Origin of the sequence: Streptomyces sp. NPDC015125 (genome assembly GCF_043080045.1) — a bacterium.
GTDB lineage: Bacteria > Actinomycetota > Actinomycetes > Streptomycetales > Streptomycetaceae > Streptomyces.
On the sequence record NZ_JBIBVF010000004.1, the window covers coordinates 265,144 to 283,808 of the forward strand.

An 18,665-nucleotide genomic window follows, 5' to 3' on the forward strand; every position below is an offset into this window, starting at 1 on the left:
GACGGGGAACTCCCCTCCTGGAGTGAGCCGGTGGTGCGTGGGGGGTGCGGGGGCACGTGGGGCAGCCCTTCCTGAGATCCAGACGGCTGAGATCGTCCGGTGGTACGGCGGTGGTGGAGCGTGACGGCGAATCAGCCGGGGATGTCCTTCAGCGGCTTGAGAGCGCTTTCGGCGGCGCCGCGGTTCAGCATCGTGCCGCGGGTCCGCTCGAAGGCGAGCAGGTAGCGGGCCCGTTGCTGCGCGGTGAGCTTCTTGTGGCCACGCAGCGCGCCGGCCACGTCCACCAACCGGTTGTCGCGTTGTTGCCCGCCCGCCGCGCCGCTCCCGCCGGCGACGGGATCCTTCTCCTCCGGCGGGATGTCGACGAGCGTCGGCACATAACGGGCCCGGACGTCCCAGTCACCGCCCCGCTCGGTGAACTTGAACCAGCCGATCACGCCTTCCTCCGACAGGCCGGTCGGCGTCTCGTGGCGGGCAAGCTGGTTGCCGAGTCCATACGCGATCCAGGTGCCGTGCACCTTCTCCATCGGCTGCACGACATGCGCGTGATGGCCGATCACCAGGTTGATGCCGGTCTTCTCGGCGATCTCCCTGCCCAGGGTCAGCTGCGGGGTGCTCGGGTCGGGCCGGTGCTCCTGGCCCCAGTGGATGCTGAGGATCACCACATCGGCCCCGGCCTTGCGGGCGGCCCGCTCCGCTGCTGCGATCTGCTCGATGCTGGTCCGGTTGACCAACCAGGGCTTGTCCTTCGGCGCTTTGCGGCCGTTGAAGCCGTAGGCAAAGGAGATCTGTGCGACGTGGACGCCCTTGACATCCATGATGAGCGGCTTGCCCGCCTCCGCCCCGCTGCGGGCCGAACCGGTGTGCCGCAGACCGGCCTTGTCCATGGTGTCCAAGGTCTGTCGCACCCCTGCCGCACCGTGGTCGAGGGTGTGGTTCGAGGCGGTTGAGCAGGTGTCGTAGCCGACTTTCTTGATCGCGGTGGTGATCTGTGGGGGGACGAGAAAGTCCGGGTAGGACCGGAAGGGGCCTCCCGGCTTGCCCACGACGGGCTCGAAGTGGCAGATGCCCAAGTCCGCCTTGCTGATGACCGGTTTGATTCCGGCCATGATCGGGTTGAAGTCAAGGCCCTTGACCCCACGGCCCGTTCTCTCGGCGTCTCGTTTCGCCTGCTCCGTCAGCTGCGGGTGAATCAGGATGTCTCCCGCCGCGGCCACCGTGAACGAACGTCCTTCCGCCCTGGGCGGATTGCTCTCTCCAGGACCGGCACATCCCGCGGCGCACACCGCGAGCAATGCCAGCGCAGTGGTGCGAGCGGCGTAGCCCGCACGAAGGGTTATAAGCACTCAAGTATTGTCATGCAGTTATGGCCGACACTTTCCCCTCAAAGATGAAATTTCCGAGAACGTTGCTGGTCAGAGCCATGATCGTACTCAGCATGGTGATCATCACGGCATGCAGCGGGCAACCTCACGAGAAGCCTGACCATCCGGCCCCCACCACGCGGAGCACCCTTGACCTGAAGCAGCACATCGCCGATTTCACCTCCGGGATGGAACCGCGCCGCGGCTACCGCGCACCCACCGGGCAACAGCAGCGGGCGGTGGCGGACGGAGTCGGTCTGTTCCTCGACGGCCATCGCGCACAGGCCGGACAGCGCCTCGCCGACGTCGGCTTCCGCATCCGCACCCTGACCGACCGGGCCACCGGCCGCCGGTACGCCGAGTTCGCCGACACCGCGCACACCGGCACCGCCACCCGCGGCTGGGGGCGCGTCTATGTCGACCTGAGCGCCCCCTCGCGATGGTCGGTGCAGGTCCCGCATCCGGTCGCCGACGCACACAGCGAGGATCTCGGCGTCGCCATACTGCGCGGAGCGCCCGGCGGGGTCCTGGTCCTGGCGGGTGCCCACCGCGCAGCCGGCCGGGGCATCGCGGCCGACGTCGCGCACCGCCGGGACACGGTCTTCCACGCCGTCTGCGACGCCCTGCTGAAACGACGCCTTCCGGGCATCCAGGTGCACGGGTTCGCCGACGATTCCGTACCCGGCTTCGACGCGGTCACCTCGACCGGCGCCGGAGACCACGGCGGCGCCGCCGGCCGCGCAGTGGCCGACGCCCTGGAAGACCGGGGCATCGACGCCTGCCGCGCCTGGGCCCGTGACTGTCCCCTGGAGGGCCGCACCAATATGCAGGGGCGCGCCGCGGCTGCCGCCGGAGTCCCTTTCCTGCACATCGAATTCAGCCGCCACGTCCGAGGGAGCAGCAAGCGCATCTCCCAGGCTGCCGACGCGGCAAGAACGGCGACGGCGGCCTGGAACACCACCCGGCAGTGAGGGGTCGGACGCGACCACCGGGGGTCCCGGCCCCGTCCCCCCCGCACCACACGAACGAGTCCGGCCCCGCCGCTCACCCGGCGGGCCGGAACCCAACATCTTCACGACTCTCCTAGGGCGGGCCGGCCGCGCCCTGACTCCCGTCCGGCGTCTCCGGGCTCCTGTCCGGCCTCTCCGGGCTCCCGTCCGGTGCCCCGTGCCGCCCCGCTCCCGCGGCGAATCGCGCCGCGCCCTCCATCGACTCGGCCAGCACCGCCCGGCCGTAGCGGAGTTCCGCGGCCATCGCCGACTGTTCGTCCCGGCCCTCCTGGTCCAGCAGGGAGGCGCGGTCGCTGCGCAGACACGCCTGCGGGAAGCGGGCGATCTCCGCCGCCAGCAGCTCCGCCTCGGCGCGGGCCGTCCCGACCGGCACCACACGATGGACGAGACCGATGTCCAGCGCCTCGGCGGCCGGGACCGGGCGCCCGGTCAGCACCAGGTCCCTCGCCCGGCTCGCGCCGATCAGCCGTGGCAGCCGCACCGTGCCGCCATCGATCAGCGGCACTCCCCAGCGCCGGCAGAACACCCCGAAGACGGCGTCCTCCTCCGCCACCCGGAGATCGCACCACAGCGCCAGCTCCAGGCCGCCGGCCACCGCATGGCCGGCGACCGCCGCGATCACCGGCTTGCCGAGCCGCATCCGGGTCGGCCCCATCGGCCCGTCCCCGTCCGGAGCCACACGGTTGCCGCGCTCGGTGCCGATCGCCTTGAGGTCGGCACCGGAGCAGAACGTCCCGCCCTCGCCCCACAGCACCGCGACCCGGGCGCCTTCATCCTCGTCGAACTCCCGGAAGACGGAGGCGAGTTGGGCGGCCGTCGCGCCGTCCACGGCATTGCGCGACGCCGGCCGGGACAGCACCACCGTCGTCACCGGCCCGGCGCGCTCCACCCGTACGGACATCAGGCCCCGCTCCCGGCCGCGGCCGCATCGGGTGTCCCCGGCCGGGCGCGCTCCAGGATCGAGGCCAGATCGGCGCCGCCCGGCAGGGTGCCGAAGGCATTGCCCCACTCCCCGTCGAGCCGCGAGGCGCAGAACGCATCGGCCACCGCCGGGTGGCTGTACCGCACCAGCAGCGAACCCTGCAGTACCAGCGCCATCCGCTCCGCCAGCGACCGCGCCATCAGCTGCGCCCGCTCCGGATCGGCGAGCCCGCCGAGCATCTTGCGGACCCCGGCCACCGCCGCGTCCAGCCGACGGTCCGCGCCGGCCGCGGTCTCCACCTCCGCGAAGAACGCATCCAGCGCGGCCGGCTCCTTGCCCAGTGCCCGCAGCACATCGAGCGCGGCGACATTCCCCGAGCCCTCCCAGATGGACAGCAGTGGCGCCTCCCGGTAGAGCCGTGGCATGCCGGAATCCTCGACATAGCCGTTGCCGCCCAGGCACTCCAGCGCCTCCGCCGCATGGGTGCTGCCCCGCTTGCACACCCAGTACTTCCCGGCCGCCAGCGCCAGCCGGCGCAGCGCCGTCTCGCCGGCGTCCCCGGCCTGCGAACGGTCCACCGCCGTCGCCAGCCGCATCCCCAGCACGGTCGCCGCCTCCGACTCGACCGCCAGGTCGGCGAGCACCGAGCGCATCAGCGGCTGCCGGTCCAGCTCCCGTCCGAAGGCCTGCCGGTGCGCGGTGTGGTGCAGTGCCTGCCGCAGCCCCGCCCGCATTCCGGCGGCCGACCCCAGCACACAGTCCAGCCGGGTCATGTTCACCATCTCGACGATGGTCCGCACCCCGCGGCCCGGTTCACCGACCGGCCAGGCCACCGCCTCGTCGTACTCGATCTCGGAGGACGCATTGGAGCGGTTGCCCAGCTTGTCCTTGAGCCGCATCAGCCGCATGCCGTTGAGCGCGCCGTCCGGCAGCACCCTCGGCACCAGGAAGCAGCCCAGGCCCTCCTCGGTCTGCGCCAGCGCCAGAAAGACATCGCTCATCGGCGCCGAGGTGAACCATTTGTGGCCGGTGAGGCGGTAGGTGCCGTCGCCGGCCGGGACGGCGCGGGTGGCGTTGGCCCGTACGTCGGAGCCGCCCTGCTTCTCCGTCATCGACATGCCCGCGATCAGGCCCGACTTGGTCAGCGGCGCCCGCAGCCCGAAGTCGTAGCTGCGGGCGGCGAGCAGCGGCTCGTACCGTGCGGCGAGGTCCGGTGCGGCACGCAGCGCGGGGACGGCGGCGTACGTCATCGAGACCGGGCAGCCGTGCCCCGCCTCGGCCTGCGACCAGACATAGAACTTCGCGGCCCGCACCAGATGCGCCCCGGGGCGGTCGTCGGCCCAGGGCGCGGCGTGCAGACCGTGCTCCACCGCAACGGTCATCAGCTGATGCCAGGCGGGGTGGAAGGCGACCTCGTCGATGCGGTGTCCGAAGCGGTCGTGGGTGTGCAGCCGGGGCGGCTGCTCCTCCGCCCAGCGGGCCTGGTCCTGCACCGCCGGGGAACCGGCCAGCGCGCCGAGCTCGGCCACTTCCCGGGTGCCCCACTCGGCGCCGTCCCGGACCAGCGCCTCCCTCAGGGCCGGCTCGTCCGCCGTGCTGAACCCGGTCAGCGGCGGAGCCTGATTCACGACTTCATGAGTGACGGTCATACCTTGACGTTACAGAACCTGAACAGTCGTGGGAAGGCTGTAATGCGCCGCTGTGCTGCGCTGTCCTGCCGAAGGACGTCCTGCCGATCGGTGTCGCCAGCGGGTGTCTCCCCGACTTCCGCGGCCCGGCCTGCGGTGCCAGGCCTCGCGGGCTCATGGAGATCGGGGAGACACCCCTTAGAGTTTCCTGCACATATGAACGACGACACCGGCACCCCTCACGGCACCGGCGCCTTTGACGACACCGAGGCCGCCGCCCTCGCGCTGCGGCCGCTCACCGCACGCTCGATCGTGCTGAGCACTCTCCTCGGCCACCACCCGCCACGACTGCCCGCGCGCGCCCTGGTACGGGTGGGCGAGTTGTTCGGCATCGCCGAGGGCACCGTCCGGGTCGCGCTCTCCCGCATGGTGGCCGCCGACGACCTGCGGCAGGACGACGGCTCCTACACCCTCACCACCCGCCTCCTGGCGCGCCAGGCCCGGCAGGACGAGAGCCGCTCACCGCGGACCCGCACCTGGAGCGGGGACTGGGAGATCGCCGTGGTCGCCACGGCGGAAGGCCGGCCGCCGGCCGAACGTACCGCGCTGCGCCAGGCCATGGCGGCGCTGCGGCTGGCCGAGCTCCGCGAGGGCAGCTGGCTGCGCCCCGCCAACCTCGACCGGCCCCGGCCCGCCGTCGTCACCGAGCAGTGCACCTGGCTCACCGGCGCCCCGGACGGCGACCCGGCCGCGCTCGCCGCCCGGCTCTGGGACCTGACCGGATGGGCGCGCCGCGCCCGCGCCCTGGCCTCCGCACTGGAGCGCGCCGACGCCCCCGCCGATCGCTTCACCATCGCCGCGGCCGCACTCCGCCATCTCCTCTCCGACCCCCTGCTCCCCGCCGAACTCCTGCCCAAGGCCTGGCCCGGCGACCGGCTTCGCCGCCGGTACGCCGCGTTCGAGACCGATCTGCGCGATCTGCTGCGGCAGTACCTGGCCGAATAGGGAGTGTCTGGTGGATCGGCTCGCTTCAGCTCGTCGGCGATCGCCTCTCGGCGCGCCGCCCCGCTTCCTGAGACCCGCGCAGTTGTGCGCAGGGTGTGCAGCGCGGCCGGCCCGTACGAGGTGCCGTGGTGACCCCCGCGAGCTGCGATTACGAGCGAATCGGAGTCACTACTTTTACCAATGTTTACCTGCCGGACACCATAGTTGGGCCTACTGAGGCCCGACTTGTCAGACAAGCGGTCGGGCAGGTGCTCACCCCCCACGTACATCCCCTGTGTGGCCCCGCATGAATCCCCCTCAACCCTCTGTGCGCACCCCTGGAGAGACCGTGACCGTGTCCCTGCCGAGGACAGTCGTCCTCACCGGCGTCCTCGCCATCCCCGCCGCACTCGCCCTCAGCGCATGTGGCGCGGGCTCCGACGCGAACACCGCGGACGGAAAGAACGCGGCCACCGCGACCACGGCCGAGGCCGTCGGCGGCATCGACGCCCTGGCCGAGGCGGCCAAGAAGGAAGGCACGCTGCATGCGATCGCGCTGCCCCGCGACTGGGCCAACTACGGCGGCCTGATCGACGGCTTCACAAAGAAGTACGGCATCAAGGTCGAGGTCGAGAACCCGAAGGGCGCCAGTCAGGACGAGATCAAAGCGGTCACCTCGCGCAAGGGCCAGGACAACGCGCCCGACGTCCTCGACCTCGGCAGCTCCTTCGCGCAGAGCGCCGCCCAGGACGGGCTGCTCGCGCCGTACATGGTCGCCGGTTTCGCCGACATCCCCGATGTCCAGCGGGACTCGATCGGCCGCTGGGCAAACGACTACGGCGGCTATATCTCCTTCGGCTGCGATGCCAAGCGGGTGCAGACCTGCCCGACCAGCTTCAAGGATCTGCTCCAGTCGCAGTACAAGGGGAAGGTCGCGCTCAACGGCAGCCCTACCACGTCGGGTTCGGCCTTCGGCGCCGTGTACGCGGCAGCCCTCGCCCACGGCGGCTCCTTCGACGACATCCAGCCCGGCATAGACTTCTTCACCAAACTGAAGAAAAACGGCATTCTCGCGCCGGTCAAATCCACCTCGGCCACCATCGAGAAGGGCCGGACGCCGATCAGCATCGACTGGGACTACCTCAACGCCGGGTACACCGACGTGTTCAAGTCCAAGGGCCTCGACTGGACGGTCACGGTCCCCTCGGACGGCAAGTTCTCCCAGTACTACTCGCAGGCCATCAACAAGGATGCGCCGCACCCCGCGGCCGCCCGCCTGTGGCAGGAGTTCCTCTACAGTCCCGAGGGCCAGAACCTCAGACTCAAGGGGTTCGCCCGCCCGGCTCTGATGGACGCCATGAAGAAGGCCGGAAAGCTCGACAAGACCGCGGCGGCGAAGCTGCCGAAGGTCTCCGGCACGCCGAGCTTCCCGACCGAGACCCAGCAGAGCAATGCCAAGCTCGCCATTACCCAGAGCTGGGGCGGGGCCGCTTCCCAGCAGTGACCGGGACTCGCGCCGGGCCGACGCGGTGCCCGCCGCTTCTTCTCAGCGGCGGCACCGCGCGGCCGGCCGGCCCGCCTCCCCCCCCCCGGCGGGCGGATCACCGCCGAGCCGCGGGACGGCAGTCCTCCGGCTGCGGCGCACCGTCCGGCCCCTTCCTGCGGCGCAGCTCGTACCCGGCCAGCACCACGGCCACCGTCAGCAGACTCAGCCAGAACTGCGAGCGGCTGTCCGGCAAGAACGCCATCGCCCCGGTCACCAGCGCCATCAGCGCAATGGTCACCCAGCTCAGCCAGGGGAAGAGCCACATCTTCAGCGTCAGCCGCTCCGGTTCCGTGCGCTCCAGCTTCCGCCGCAACCGGACCTGCGCGACCGCGATCGCCAGATAGACGAACAGGGCAATCGCGCCATAGGAGTTGATCAGGAACTCGAAGACGACATCGGGTGAGATCCAGGCCGCGATCACCGAAAGATAGCCGGCCGAAGTCCCGGCCAGCAGCGCGCGGCGTGGTACCCCGCTTTCGCTGACCTTGGTGAATCCACGGGGCGCATCCCCGTGCCGGGTGAGCGCGAACAGCATCCGGGAGGACGTATAGAGCGCGGAGTTCAGGCAGGACAGCACGGCGATCAGCACCAGGGCGTTCATCACCGTGCCCGCCGCGGGCACCGCCAGACGGTCCAGCACCGCCGCGTACGGACTCACCTCGATCGCCTTCGACGTCCAGGGCACCACCGCGACGACCAGGAAGACCGACAGCACGTAGAAGGCCACCACCCGCAGCACGATCGACCGGATCGCCCCCGCCACCGCCCGCTCCGGTTCGACCGACTCGGCGGCCGCGATGGTGACGATCTCCGCGCCGGTGAAGAATCCGATGCAGGGCACGACGGCAGCGAGCACCGCGCCGACGCCCTCGGGCGCGAACCCGCCGTGCGCGGTCAGATTGCCCAGCCCGCCGGGGGCGTCCGGCCACAGCCCCAGTACGAACAGGGCGCCGAGCAGGAGAAACACCACGATGGCCAGGATCTTCACCGACGAGAACCAGTACTCGAACTCGCCGTAGGAGCGCGCCGAGACCATATTCGTCGCGGTCAGCAGCGTCATCAGCACCAGGCTGACCGCCCACAGCGGAGCCCCGGGAAGCCACAGCTGGACGATCCGGCCGCCGGCCACCGCCTCCACGGCCACCACGATCACAAAGAAGTACCAGTACAGCCAGCCGACCGTGAAGCCCGCACGCAGCCCCAGAGCCTCGCGGACATGGGCGTAGAAGGACCCCAGTGCCGGGCGGGCGACGGTCATCTCGGCCAGCATCCGCATGATCAGCACGGTGAGCACGCCGGCCGCGAGGAAGGACAGCACGGCGGCCGGACCGGTGGACCGCACGACCACCCCGCTGCCGACGAACAGCCCGGCCCCGATCACCCCGCCCAGCGCGATCAACTGCATATGGCGGCGTTGGAGCCCCTGCCGCAGACCGCCCGGCCCCGTCGGCGCCCCGGTCTTCGTCGTGCCGTCGTCCCGTACCGTTCCCGTGCTCATGGAAGCCGACGCTAATCGGCCAACCGTGCAGGACTGTTGCCGCGGTGTTTCGGCATCCGCGGTATTGCAGCACCTGGGGTGTGTCAGCACCCGGGGTGTCGCGGGGGGCCGTGATCCGCCCTCACAGCGGCAGGACGCATACCGGGACCGGAGCCGCAAACGGCGCGCCGGTGCGATGCAGCGACCCGGTCCGGGCGTCCACCGAGAACACCGTCACCGACCCCGACTTCTGGTTCGCCGCGAACAGCCAGCGCTGATCCGGCGAAAAGGCGATCTGCCGGGGGAAGTCCCCGCCCACCGGCACGGTGTCCAGCAGCCGCAGCCGCGCCCCGGCCGCCTCCACGGCATAGCGGGTGAGGCTGTTGTGACCGCGATTGGCGAGAAAGGCGAAGTCGCCGCCCCTGGTGACCAGGATCTGCGCCGGATAGCTGGTGCCCGGGCCGGTCCCCGTGGACTGTGGCGCACCGGGGGTCAGCCGCCCGGTTCCCCGGTGGTAGCGGCAGACCACGACCGTGTTGTCGACCTCGTTCGCCAGATAGGCGAAGGCGCCCGACGGGTGGAACGTCAGATGCCGGGGGCCGGCGCCGGGCCGCAGCGATGCATACGACACCTGGGTGAGTTCTCCGGCCGACTCGTCCAGCCGGTAGGTGTAGACGGTGTCGTTGCCGAGATCGACGGCGAGCACATGCCGGCCGTCCGGGGCGGTGATGATCTGGTGGGCATGCGGACCGTCCTGGCCGGGGCCGGGCGCCGGCCAGGAGTGGGTGACCAGCTCCGTGCGCTCGCCCAGGGCACCGGTGGCGCGGTCGACCGGATGTACGGCGACGCTGCCGGAGAGGTAGTTGGCGCTGAGCAGCCAGCGGCCGCTCGGGTGCACCGACAGATGACAGGGGCCGGCGCCGCCGGTGGACCGGGTACCCAGCACCGTGGGCGGTCCGTCCGGTGCCAGCGCCATCGCGGTCACCCCGCCCCGCTCCTGCTCGTCGACGGCGTAGAGGGTGCGGCCGGACGGTGCCAGGGCGAGGTAGGAGGGGTCGGCGACCCCGTTGACGACACCGGTGCCGGTGATCCGGCCGGTCACGGTGTCGTACGTACCGAGTCCGACACCGGCCCCGCCGCCCTCGGCCGAGGTGTACGTCCCCAGGAAGAGCGGCCGGATGCGGCGCCGGTGGTGCCCGGCGGTCTGCCGGGTGGCGTGCCCGGGCGCCGGACCCCCCATCGTCAGCAGACCCGCCCCGCCTGCCCCGCCGGCCGCGGCCAGCCCCGCCGCGACGCCGAGGAACCTCCTGCGGTTGATGCGGTTGATCCCTGTCCCGGCCTGCGTTCCCGTACGCGCTGCGCTCATGCCACACCTCGGTGCTCGGCGGTCGGTGGTCCGTGATCGGGTGGTTCGGTGGTCGGTGGTCGGTGGTCCGTGATCGGGGGGTCGTGGCAGCAGGGTGGCCCGTCCTCGCCCGCTCCGGCAAGTGACGCCACCCGAGTGGCACGAGGTGCAACGCCATGGCGGTACCCCGGCCCGCCGGGGGTGACCCTGAGATCCCCCTACATCCCCATGATGACCATGGCCCCCGCCCGTAGCACTCGAGTCGTACAACACAACCCATACGCGGACTGATTCGCCGGACCCCCCACTGCTCGTAGTTTGTTGATCAAGGCACAAAAATGATCGAGAGGCCACGGGTATTTATGTACGGCAAGGCGTTCGCCCCGGAATATCAGGGCGAGTTGGGCACGGCACTGGGCGTGAACTCCTCTTACGAGGAGGTGCTGGAGACGGCGAGCCGCGCGCATGCCGAGGCCGGCACGGCGCTGGAGCGGTCCCGGGCCGCGCTCGCGGTCGCCGAGGCGAACCGGCGGCTCGGCCGGGTGACGCAGGCGGGCGACGCCTGGCGGGAGAGCTACCGCAGCGCCCGTGGTGCCGGTGACCGGGGTGCCATGGCCTGGGCGCTGTGGAGCGGCGGCACCCTGGCCCGCCAGTGCGGCACCCTGCCGCTCGCCCGCCGGCTGCTCACCCATGCCGTGACGCTGGCCGACGGCAGCGGCGACCGCCTCGCCCACGGCTACTCGCTCGCCGGCCTCGCCGAGACCGGCCGCATACAGGGCGACTACGCCGCGGTCGCCGAACTCCACGAGCAGCTGCTCGCACAGGGCCGGGCGCACGGCGAGGCCCGGCACATGGTCTGGGCGATGTCCGGCATAGCCCAGATGCACCGCAACACCGGCGGCTACGACAAGGCCCTGGAGCTGTTCGAGGAATCCGCCCGCATCGCCGCCGAGGCCGATGACTTCCGTGGGCGCGCCTGGTCGCTGCGCGGCGTCGCCGATGTCCTGTCCGTCCAGGGCGAGACGGAGCGGGCGCTGACGCTGCTGTCCGAAGCGGAGGCCATCTGCCGCACCATGGACCTGGCCAGCGCGCTCGCGTACAACCACAAGATGCGCGCCAATGTGTTCTACCGGGCGGGCCGTTACGAGTCGGCGCGCGAGACGTACACCCTCTCGCTGCGGGAGTTCCGCGAGATGCAGGAGCCCCGCGGGGTGGCGCTCTCCCGTCTCGGCCTGGCCAAGTCCCGCGCCCGCCTCGGCCGCGACCGGGACGAGACCCTGGCCGAACTCGCCGCCCTGGAAGGGGACTTCACCCGCATCGGACTGCGCCACGCCCGCGATATGGTCATCGCCTTCCGTGCAGAGCTGACCGCGCAATCGGCGCCAGAAACTCCCGCTCCTCGGTGCGATGCCACCACGCCCGGGTCTCCCGCAATTCCCGCCAGGTCGTGAAGCGGTAACGGAAGACCCGGGCCCTGATCCGGGCGGGCGGCAGATCCGGGAACGGATTGCTGTGCAACAGCCGCAGCGTGTCCCGGTCGTTCTCCAGGAGCCGCGCGACGAACGGTACGAACCACGACCGCGCATAGGCCGGTGACAGCGCGGCGAACCACATCAGCCAATCCAGCCGGAGGTGATACGGCGCGAATTGGCGCGGCAGCCGCCGTACCTCGCCCGGCTTGCCACGGAATTCATAGGGGAGCCATGTCGTCTCCGGCCCGGTCACCGCGTCCGCGGTCCCCTCCACAACGATTTCCCGGCGCACTCGCGTAATACTGCCGAAGGCCCCGTACGAATTGACCAGATGCAGCGACTCGTAGGACGTGTTCATCATCTGCTGCCGGGCCAGCAGATTGCGCGCCGGCCGATAGCTGAGTACGAGGACCCCGGCCGTGGCGATGAGGACCAGGACCTCGAACCACACCGGAGGCGCGGGCAGCGGCGTGGACGGCCCGCCCCACAGCGGGGCGGCGGCCGACAGGGCGAGCGCGATGGTCACCCAGTTCAGCCAGGCGAAGTTGCCGGACAGCACCAGCCACAGCTGGGTGACGACCATCGCGACCGCGGCCCATCCCGCGAGCGGCTGCGGAGTGAACAGCAGGACGGGAACGGCGAGTTGGGCGACATGGTTGGCTGCCACCTCCACCCGGTGGAGGGGTGCCGGCAGATGGTGGAAGAACCAGCTCAACGGGCCGGGCATCGGCTGCGTCTCGTGGTGGTAGTACAGGCAGGTCAGATCCCGCCAGCAGCGGTCGCCGCGCATCTTGATCAGCCCGGCTCCGAACTCCACCCGGAACAGCAGCCAGCGCAGCAGCCACATCACGGTCACCGGGGGAGCGATCTCCCCGTTCCCGAGGAACACCGCGAGCGAGCCGGCCTCCAGCAGCAGCGATTCCCAGCCGAAGCCGTACCAGGTCTGCCCGACGTTCACGATGGACAGATACATCGCCCACAGCACGGCCCACAGCACCATCGACGCCCACAGCGGCACGGCGTCCGCCGCCCCCGCCGCCACGGCCGCGGCCAGCAGCACGCCGCCCCATGACCAGAGGGCGAAGAACCGGTCCGAATAGTGCCGGTGAAAGACCGAGGGCGCCGCGCGGAACGGCACCCGTGCCACGAATGCGGGCACCGGCAGCATGCCCCGCGCGCCGATGAGCGCCCGGAACTGCCGGGCCGCCGCGAGGAACGCGACCACGTAGAGCACGGCCAGCATGCGCTGGAAGACCAGCCGCCCGAGCCAGTAACCGGAATCCGAGAACCATGCCACCCGCCCATGGGTAGCACTGCCACCCGGTGCCCCGCAGCATGGCGCGCGGCGACGGGAGCCGGATCCGTCGCTCACTCTTCAGCGTAGGGATCGGGGCGAATGCAGCAACCTGAGGGCCATTGGAGTGAGTGATGTGCGTCACATAATCCGCCCGTTTTCCCCTCGTTCAGCGGGGCCGTATCCGCATTTTCCGATGACGTGTCTTTGCCGCCGGGAAACGCCGAGCGCGCGGAGTGCGGCCTCGTTACTCTGAGGGGCGACGGACGACCTTTCTGGGAGACGCCAACACCATTGGCCCGTCGCGGGAACGCCACAAACCTTGGCTGACCTCCCGGTTTGTGAAAAAGGCGCCACCGCGTCGGACCAGTACCTCAGAAGAAGGAGTGCGTGGTGGCATTGCACAAGGCTCAACACAAGCAGCCCCGTTTGAAGCAGGGCGAGCGGCCCGGTCGGATCAAGGAAGTCCGCAATCTGGAAGTCTGGGACCGCTGCGCCCCGGTGCGCCTCGCCGGCTGCGATGACGATCCCGCCGAGCCGAACATCTTCCGCGGCATCGACTGAATCACCCATCGCTCGGGCACCGGCCCTGACCCGTGGGCCTCCTCCTCCGGGGTCAGGGCCGGCGCCCGAGCAAGACACAGCAGCCGGGTGAGCTCGTCGGCGTCGACCGGCGGCTCCACCGCAGGAGCGAACCCGGATATCCCCGGGAGCCCGAACCGACCCGAACGGCCCAATCGGGGGCGCAACCTTTCCCTCCCTCACGGCCGTACAGGCCGACCCGCCGGTCGGCACGGCACGGAGGGCCCGGGCAGCCCGTGACGCCGGGTCGGCCGGTACGGCCGTGGTCAGCCGCTAGCGCCGTGGTCGGCCGGTACGGCCGGGGTCAGCCGCTAGCACCGTGGTCAGTCGTCGTAGAGCTGCCGTTGCGGCACGATCTGCTGGGGCTGACTCGGGCTGGACCACAGCAGCTTCATATAGGCCTCACCGGTCTGCTCCGTGTAGTCGATCCGGATGCTGTGCCGGTGACCGGCCCGCAGGGTGACGGTCCCCTTGTCGGCCTTCGGGCCGTGCGGGGTGGTGCTCTCGATCACCGGTTTGCCGTCGATCCACAGCCGTACGGTGTCGTCGGAGACGGTGGTGAAGGTGTACGTCTCGTCGAAGCGCGGCTGAATGCTGCCGGTCCAGCGGGTGCTGAAGCGATCGGCGGGGATCGCCGGGTCCGGTGATCCGTCGAAGCGGTAGGCCTTGTTCACCGTCGGGTCGACGGTGGTCACCGCGGGCGGGCCGGTGAAGGAGCCGTTCGCCCAGCTCTGCGCCGTCAGGCCGTTGCCGGTGCCGGCGGGTGCCGCGGGCGGCGGTGTGATCGTGAGCCGGATGACGGTCGGAAGGGGACCGGTGGCGGTGCCGGACGGGGTGAGGTCGAAGCCGTCACCGGCCCGGGCGACCTTCACCTGCTGAGAACTGCCCAGCACCCGGGCCGCGGTGATCTCGAACCGCCCCTTGGCGGTGAGGTGGAGGGCCGCGCCGGCGGCCGGCCAGGAGGTGACCGAGGCGTACAGCGAGTCGCCCCGCCGGGAGACCGTGCCCCAGGACGGGGCCGCCACCAGCCCGGTGTGGCCGGCCCCGTGGACCGCATCGCCCTGGCCGTACGCCCCCAGCCACCGACCGGTCTCGCGCAGCCGGTCGACGGACGGCTGCGGAATGCGCCCGAACTTGTCGGGGCCCACGTTGAGCAGATAGTTGCCGCCGCGGCTCGCCACTTCCAGCAGGTTGCGCACCACCGTCGCCGCCGGCTTCCAGTGGGTGTCGTACCTGGCGAAGCCCCAGTGGTCGTTGAGCGTCATACAGCTCTCCCACAGCTGCCCGTCGACGGGCTCCGCCGGAATCTCCTGCTCCGGCGTGCCGAAGTCCCCGTCGACCACCTCGCGCTTGCCGACGCGGTTGTTGATGATCAGACGGGGGTCCAGTCCGTGCAGATACGCCTGGAGGTCGGCACCGTCCTGACGCGACCAGCGGTTGGTGGGGTCGTCCGCGTCCCATTCGCCGTCGAACCACAAAAGCGCCGGGTCGTAGCTGTCGATCAGCTCCTTGAGCTGGCCGTACATCCGCTCCTTGTAGCGCGGGAAGGTCGCCGGGTCGGCGAAGTCCGGGTCGTGCCAGTCCCAGATCGAGTAGTAGAAGCCGAGTTTGATTCCGGCGGCGTCGGCGGCCTTCTTCAGCTCGGCGAGGATGTCGCGGTGCGGGTCGAAGGAGGAGTGGTCGCGCAGATTCCAGGTGTTCTGCCGCGTCGGCCACATCGCATAGCCGTCGTGGTGCTTGGCCGTGATGACGATATAGCGTTGGCCGGCGTCCTTGGCCGCCCGGACGATCGCCTTGGCGTCGAAGGCGGACGGGTTGAAGGCGGCGGCCTGCTCCTCGTACACGTCGTCCGGGATCCGGCACTCGCGCTTGATCCACTCCGCGTTGCGGCACACCGTGCCGTCGGGCCGGGTGTACTCACCCTCCAGGTGGGAGTACGCGCCGAAGTGGATGAACATCCCGAAGCGGTCCTGACGCCACCACGAGGTGCGCGACGAGGTGAAGGGATCGTCGGTCGCGTGGTTGGATCCGGGGCCGGCGGCGGGCCGCGGCGGGGGCTTGGCGGCGGCCACGGGGCTGCCTGCGGCCAGCAGCAGGGCGCCCAGCACCCCCATGAGCCCCAGCAGCCGGAACGGTCTTGTGCGGCTGTGCATCGCTCGCTCCTCGGGTCAGTTGGTCACGTACGTGCCTCCTGTGCCATCCCGCATGGTGCAGCCCTCGAACCCTGACCGGAAGACCCCGGACGCGACAAACATCGGAGCATCTATCCGAAAATGGACGGAAGTTGGGGAAGGTGGAGGCCGGAGCGGCACAAGACCTCGGATCTAAGTGGGGCGTCGGGGGAGAGCGGCCGAAAGAGACGCCGCCGATGGCCCGGGGGAGTGCCGGCCTGGCGGGGGTGCTCTGGATAACCACCGGACTTGTCGGTTCAATGGGCCTTCCGGTCGCACTTACTGGAGGCACCATGGAAGCCGTCGTCCCGCCCGCCGCCGGCGCCCCGGCCATCCGCTGCGCGGGTCATGAACGCGACTATCCGTCCTTCCTCGACCGTGCGGCGCGGATCGCCACCGGACTGCGGGCGGCGGGAGTTGAGCCCGGCGACCGGATCGCCGTCGTGATGCGCAACGAGCCCGCCCATCTGGAGATCACCGCCGGGGCCGCCCTGCTGGGCGCCTCGGCGGTACCCGTCAACTGGCATTTCCGGCATGACGACCTGCGGCATGTGCTCACCGACAGCGGCAGCAAGGTCGTCTTTGTGCACAGCGACATGCTGGACGCGGTGACCGCCGTGCTCCCCGACGGTGTACGGATCGTCGAGGCCGCCGTTCCCGCCGGTGTCGCGGCCGCCTGCCGGATCGCCGTACCTCCCGCCACCGGAGAGCACCCGCTGCTCGACCGGTGGCTGGAAGGTTTCGCTCCGCTGGACCAGGCCGCCGGGGAACGCCCGCCCACCGTGATCTACAGCTCGGGAACCACCGGGCTTCCCAAGGGAGTTCTGCGCGAACCCGTCGCTCCCCACCAGCTCGAAGAAGGGGTGCGGTTATTCCTGGAGTACTTCGCCGTCGCCCCCGGCGGACGTACGCTCATCCCCGCCCCGCTCTACCACGCCTCTCCCAGCCAGCACGCCGTCCTCGCCCTCGCGGCCGGCCTGGACATCACCCTCATGCCGCGCTTCGACGCCGAGGAGTTCCTGCGGCTGATCGCCCACCACCGCATCGAGCAGGTGCAGGTCGTGCCCACCATGTTCGTACGGTTGCTGCGGCTGCCGAAGGACGTACGCGAGCGCTACGACCTGTCCTCGCTCACCTCCGTCGTCCATGCCGCGGCGCCCTGTCCGCCGCATATCAAACACGCCATGATCGACTGGCTGGGGCCGGTACTGCGGGAGTACTACGGCGGCAGCGAGACCGGCGCCGTGACATGGTGCGACAGCGCGGAGTGGCTGGCCCACCCCGGCACCGTCGGACGCGCCACCGGAACCTGCGGGGTGGCGGTCGTCGGCCCCGACAAGAAGCCGCTGCCGGCCGGAGCCACCGGTGACATCTACCTGAAACCCGGCGACGGCTGGCCCCGGTTCAGCTACCTCGGCGACCCCGGCCGGCGCGCCGCCATGGAAGCGCCGGGCCTGCCCGGCTACGTCACCATCGGCGACATCGGCCATCTCGACGCGGACGGCTATCTCTTCCTCAGCGACCGCCGGAACGACATGGTCATCTCGGGCGGCGTCAACATCTACCCCGCGGAGATCGAAGGCTGCCTGCTCGCCCTCGACGGGGTCCGTGACGTGGCGGTCTTCGGTATCCCCGATGAGGAGTTCGGCGAAATCCTCGCCGCCCATCTGCAGACCGAGCCCGGGGTGCTGCTCAGCGCCGAGGAGGTACGCGCCCATGTCGCCGAGCGGCTCGCCGGGTACAAGGTCCCCCGGGCCGTGGTCTTCGAGGAGCTGCTGCCGCGTGACGAGTCGGGAAAACTCTTCAAGAGGCAGCTGCGGGACCCGTACTGGGCGGAGCACGACGGCGCGGTCTGAGCGTCCGGCCCGCCCGCCCTTGCGTCATGGCGATACGCAGAGTTCGTTGTTCTCCGGGTCGGCGAGTGTGGTCCACGCAAAGGGACCGTGCTTGCCGTGGTGCAGGAGCGTGGCCCCCTTGGCAATCAGCCGCTCGACCACGGCGTGGGGATCGTCGGGACCCGTGCGCACGTCCAGGTGGACGCGGTTCTTGACCACCTTGGGCTCCGTCACGAGCTGAAAGAGGATGCGCGGCGCCCGGTCCAGGCCCTCCGGATGGCGGATCCCGGCGCCGGCCTTCCACACGAGGGTGCCGTGGTGGGTGGTGGTGTCCTCCTCGCTCGCCTGGCCCTCGGCGATCATCCGGCGGATGAACGTCTCGTCGCTCGGCTCCACTTCCCAGCCGAGAGCATCGGCCCACCAGTCGGCGAGGGAGTGCGGGTCGGCCGAGTCAACAGTTACCTGGAAGGTGTATGCCATGGCCGGACTCTACTGAGAAGTGTTCATGGAACGTCGGCACTGCAACGTCGGCAATTCCTGTGTGACGATCGGGGGCACCGCGCGCAACGGGCGCCGGGGCTGATGCCCCGGCGCCCGTCGGTGTGTGGGGAGCTCAGTTCGAGTTCATCTGGCGGTGGCGAACCCACGTCACGACCGTCAGGCAGGCGGTGGTCCACATCACGACGCTGGCGGTGGCCACCGACTCGACGTACTGCTCGTAACCGTCTGCACGCAGCTGGACTGCGAGGAAGCCCAGTGCGGTCCCGAGCCCCGCAATCGCGGTGGACAGGGCGGCGAAGGGAGGCTGTGTCAGGGGAGGCTGTGTCATTCCATCTCCTTTTAGCTGTGAACCGGCACGGTGTCCGTCGAGTCTAAAGCGATCTCGTCATGCGGTGATCGGACTTGGAATTGGCCAACGGCGAGGCCGTGCCGAGGTCCTGGTTCGCTGCGCAGCAACTGGCGCCCCCGCCCGGTGGCTGCCGTATTACTCCGGAGGAAATCGACCCGTACCGCGAGGACCGGAAGGGTGGATGC

General features: G+C 70.4%; 15 protein-coding genes. 6 read left to right on the forward strand and 9 right to left on the reverse strand.

The annotated features are described in order from the left end of the window. Nucleotides 1-131: 131 nt before the first annotated feature. Nucleotides 132-1,217, reverse strand: coding sequence for a CapA family protein (locus tag ACF088_RS13340; RefSeq protein ID WP_392375809.1), 1,086 nt, complete (start codon nucleotides 1,215-1,217; stop codon nucleotides 132-134). 206 nt (nucleotides 1,218-1,423) lie between these two features. Between ACF088_RS13340 and ACF088_RS13345 the strand changes: the two genes are divergently transcribed. Then, nucleotides 1,424-2,335: a hypothetical protein gene (locus ACF088_RS13345; protein ID WP_392375810.1), complete on the forward strand. Its 912-nt coding sequence runs from the start codon at nucleotides 1,424-1,426 to the stop codon at nucleotides 2,333-2,335. A gap of 112 nt (nucleotides 2,336-2,447) precedes the next feature. On the opposite strand, the gene ACF088_RS13350 is transcribed toward ACF088_RS13345, so the two are convergent. Next, a complete protein-coding gene (locus ACF088_RS13350; RefSeq protein ID WP_392375811.1) occupies nucleotides 2,448-3,275 on the reverse strand; it encodes a crotonase/enoyl-CoA hydratase family protein in 828 nt (275 codons plus the stop codon). Then, a complete protein-coding gene (locus tag ACF088_RS13355) occupies nucleotides 3,275-4,945 on the reverse strand; it encodes an acyl-CoA dehydrogenase family protein (protein ID WP_392375812.1) in 1,671 nt (556 codons plus the stop codon). Before ACF088_RS13355 ends, ACF088_RS13350 begins: the two co-directional genes overlap by 1 nt. A 195-nt stretch (nucleotides 4,946-5,140) precedes the next feature. Here ACF088_RS13355 and ACF088_RS13360 point away from each other — a divergent pair, with 195 nt between their 5' ends. Both ACF088_RS13360 and ACF088_RS13365 read left to right on the forward strand, forming a co-directional pair. Then, nucleotides 5,141-5,929 carry a PaaX family transcriptional regulator C-terminal domain-containing protein gene (locus tag ACF088_RS13360; protein ID WP_392375813.1) on the forward strand — a complete coding sequence of 263 codons (789 nt, stop codon included), beginning with the start codon at nucleotides 5,141-5,143 and terminating at the stop codon, nucleotides 5,927-5,929. A 328-nt stretch (nucleotides 5,930-6,257) separates the two neighbouring features. Further along, nucleotides 6,258-7,412: an ABC transporter substrate-binding protein gene (locus ACF088_RS13365; protein ID WP_392375814.1), complete on the forward strand. Its 1,155-nt coding sequence runs from the start codon at nucleotides 6,258-6,260 to the stop codon at nucleotides 7,410-7,412. A 97-nt stretch (nucleotides 7,413-7,509) separates the two neighbouring features. Here ACF088_RS13365 and ACF088_RS13370 read toward each other — a convergent pair whose 3' ends face one another. Beyond that, nucleotides 7,510-8,952, reverse strand: a complete 1,443-nt coding sequence (locus tag ACF088_RS13370; protein WP_392375815.1) for an amino acid permease — start codon at nucleotides 8,950-8,952, stop codon at nucleotides 7,510-7,512. A gap of 121 nt (nucleotides 8,953-9,073) precedes the next feature. Continuing rightward, nucleotides 9,074-10,297 (reverse strand): lactonase family protein, encoded by a 1,224-nt coding sequence (locus tag ACF088_RS13375; RefSeq protein ID WP_392375816.1) that lies wholly within the window; start codon nucleotides 10,295-10,297, stop codon nucleotides 9,074-9,076. A 341-nt stretch (nucleotides 10,298-10,638) separates the two neighbouring features. Between ACF088_RS13375 and ACF088_RS13380 the strand changes: the two genes are divergently transcribed. Next, nucleotides 10,639-11,727: a tetratricopeptide repeat protein gene (locus tag ACF088_RS13380; protein ID WP_392376016.1), complete on the forward strand. Its 1,089-nt coding sequence runs from the start codon at nucleotides 10,639-10,641 to the stop codon at nucleotides 11,725-11,727. Here the strand turns inward: ACF088_RS13380 and ACF088_RS13385 are convergent. Continuing rightward, nucleotides 11,621-13,045 (reverse strand): lipase maturation factor family protein, encoded by a 1,425-nt coding sequence (locus ACF088_RS13385; protein ID WP_392375817.1) that lies wholly within the window; start codon nucleotides 13,043-13,045, stop codon nucleotides 11,621-11,623. The genes ACF088_RS13380 and ACF088_RS13385 overlap by 107 nt on opposite strands. 390 nt (nucleotides 13,046-13,435) lie before the next feature. Here ACF088_RS13385 and ACF088_RS13390 point away from each other — a divergent pair, with 390 nt between their 5' ends. Then, a complete protein-coding gene (locus tag ACF088_RS13390; protein WP_158686011.1) occupies nucleotides 13,436-13,606 on the forward strand; it encodes a hypothetical protein in 171 nt (56 codons plus the stop codon). 341 nt (nucleotides 13,607-13,947) lie between these two features. Here the strand turns inward: ACF088_RS13390 and ACF088_RS13395 are convergent, their stop codons facing one another. Continuing rightward, nucleotides 13,948-15,777, reverse strand: a complete 1,830-nt coding sequence (locus ACF088_RS13395) for an alpha-L-fucosidase (RefSeq protein WP_392375818.1) — start codon at nucleotides 15,775-15,777, stop codon at nucleotides 13,948-13,950. 311 nt (nucleotides 15,778-16,088) lie between these two features. Between ACF088_RS13395 and ACF088_RS13400 the strand changes: the two genes are divergently transcribed. Beyond that, a complete protein-coding gene (locus tag ACF088_RS13400; protein ID WP_392375819.1) occupies nucleotides 16,089-17,651 on the forward strand; it encodes an AMP-binding protein in 1,563 nt (520 codons plus the stop codon). 24 nt (nucleotides 17,652-17,675) lie between these two features. Here ACF088_RS13400 and ACF088_RS13405 read toward each other — a convergent pair whose 3' ends face one another. Beyond that, nucleotides 17,676-18,110, reverse strand: a complete 435-nt coding sequence (locus ACF088_RS13405; protein WP_392375820.1) for a VOC family protein — start codon at nucleotides 18,108-18,110, stop codon at nucleotides 17,676-17,678. Between the two features lie 133 nt (nucleotides 18,111-18,243). Then, the gene (locus ACF088_RS13410) at nucleotides 18,244-18,459 is read right to left on the reverse strand and encodes an SCO3870 family protein (protein ID WP_392375821.1); all 216 of its coding nucleotides are present in this window, start codon (nucleotides 18,457-18,459) and stop codon (nucleotides 18,244-18,246) included. Nucleotides 18,460-18,665 lie beyond the last annotated feature (206 nt).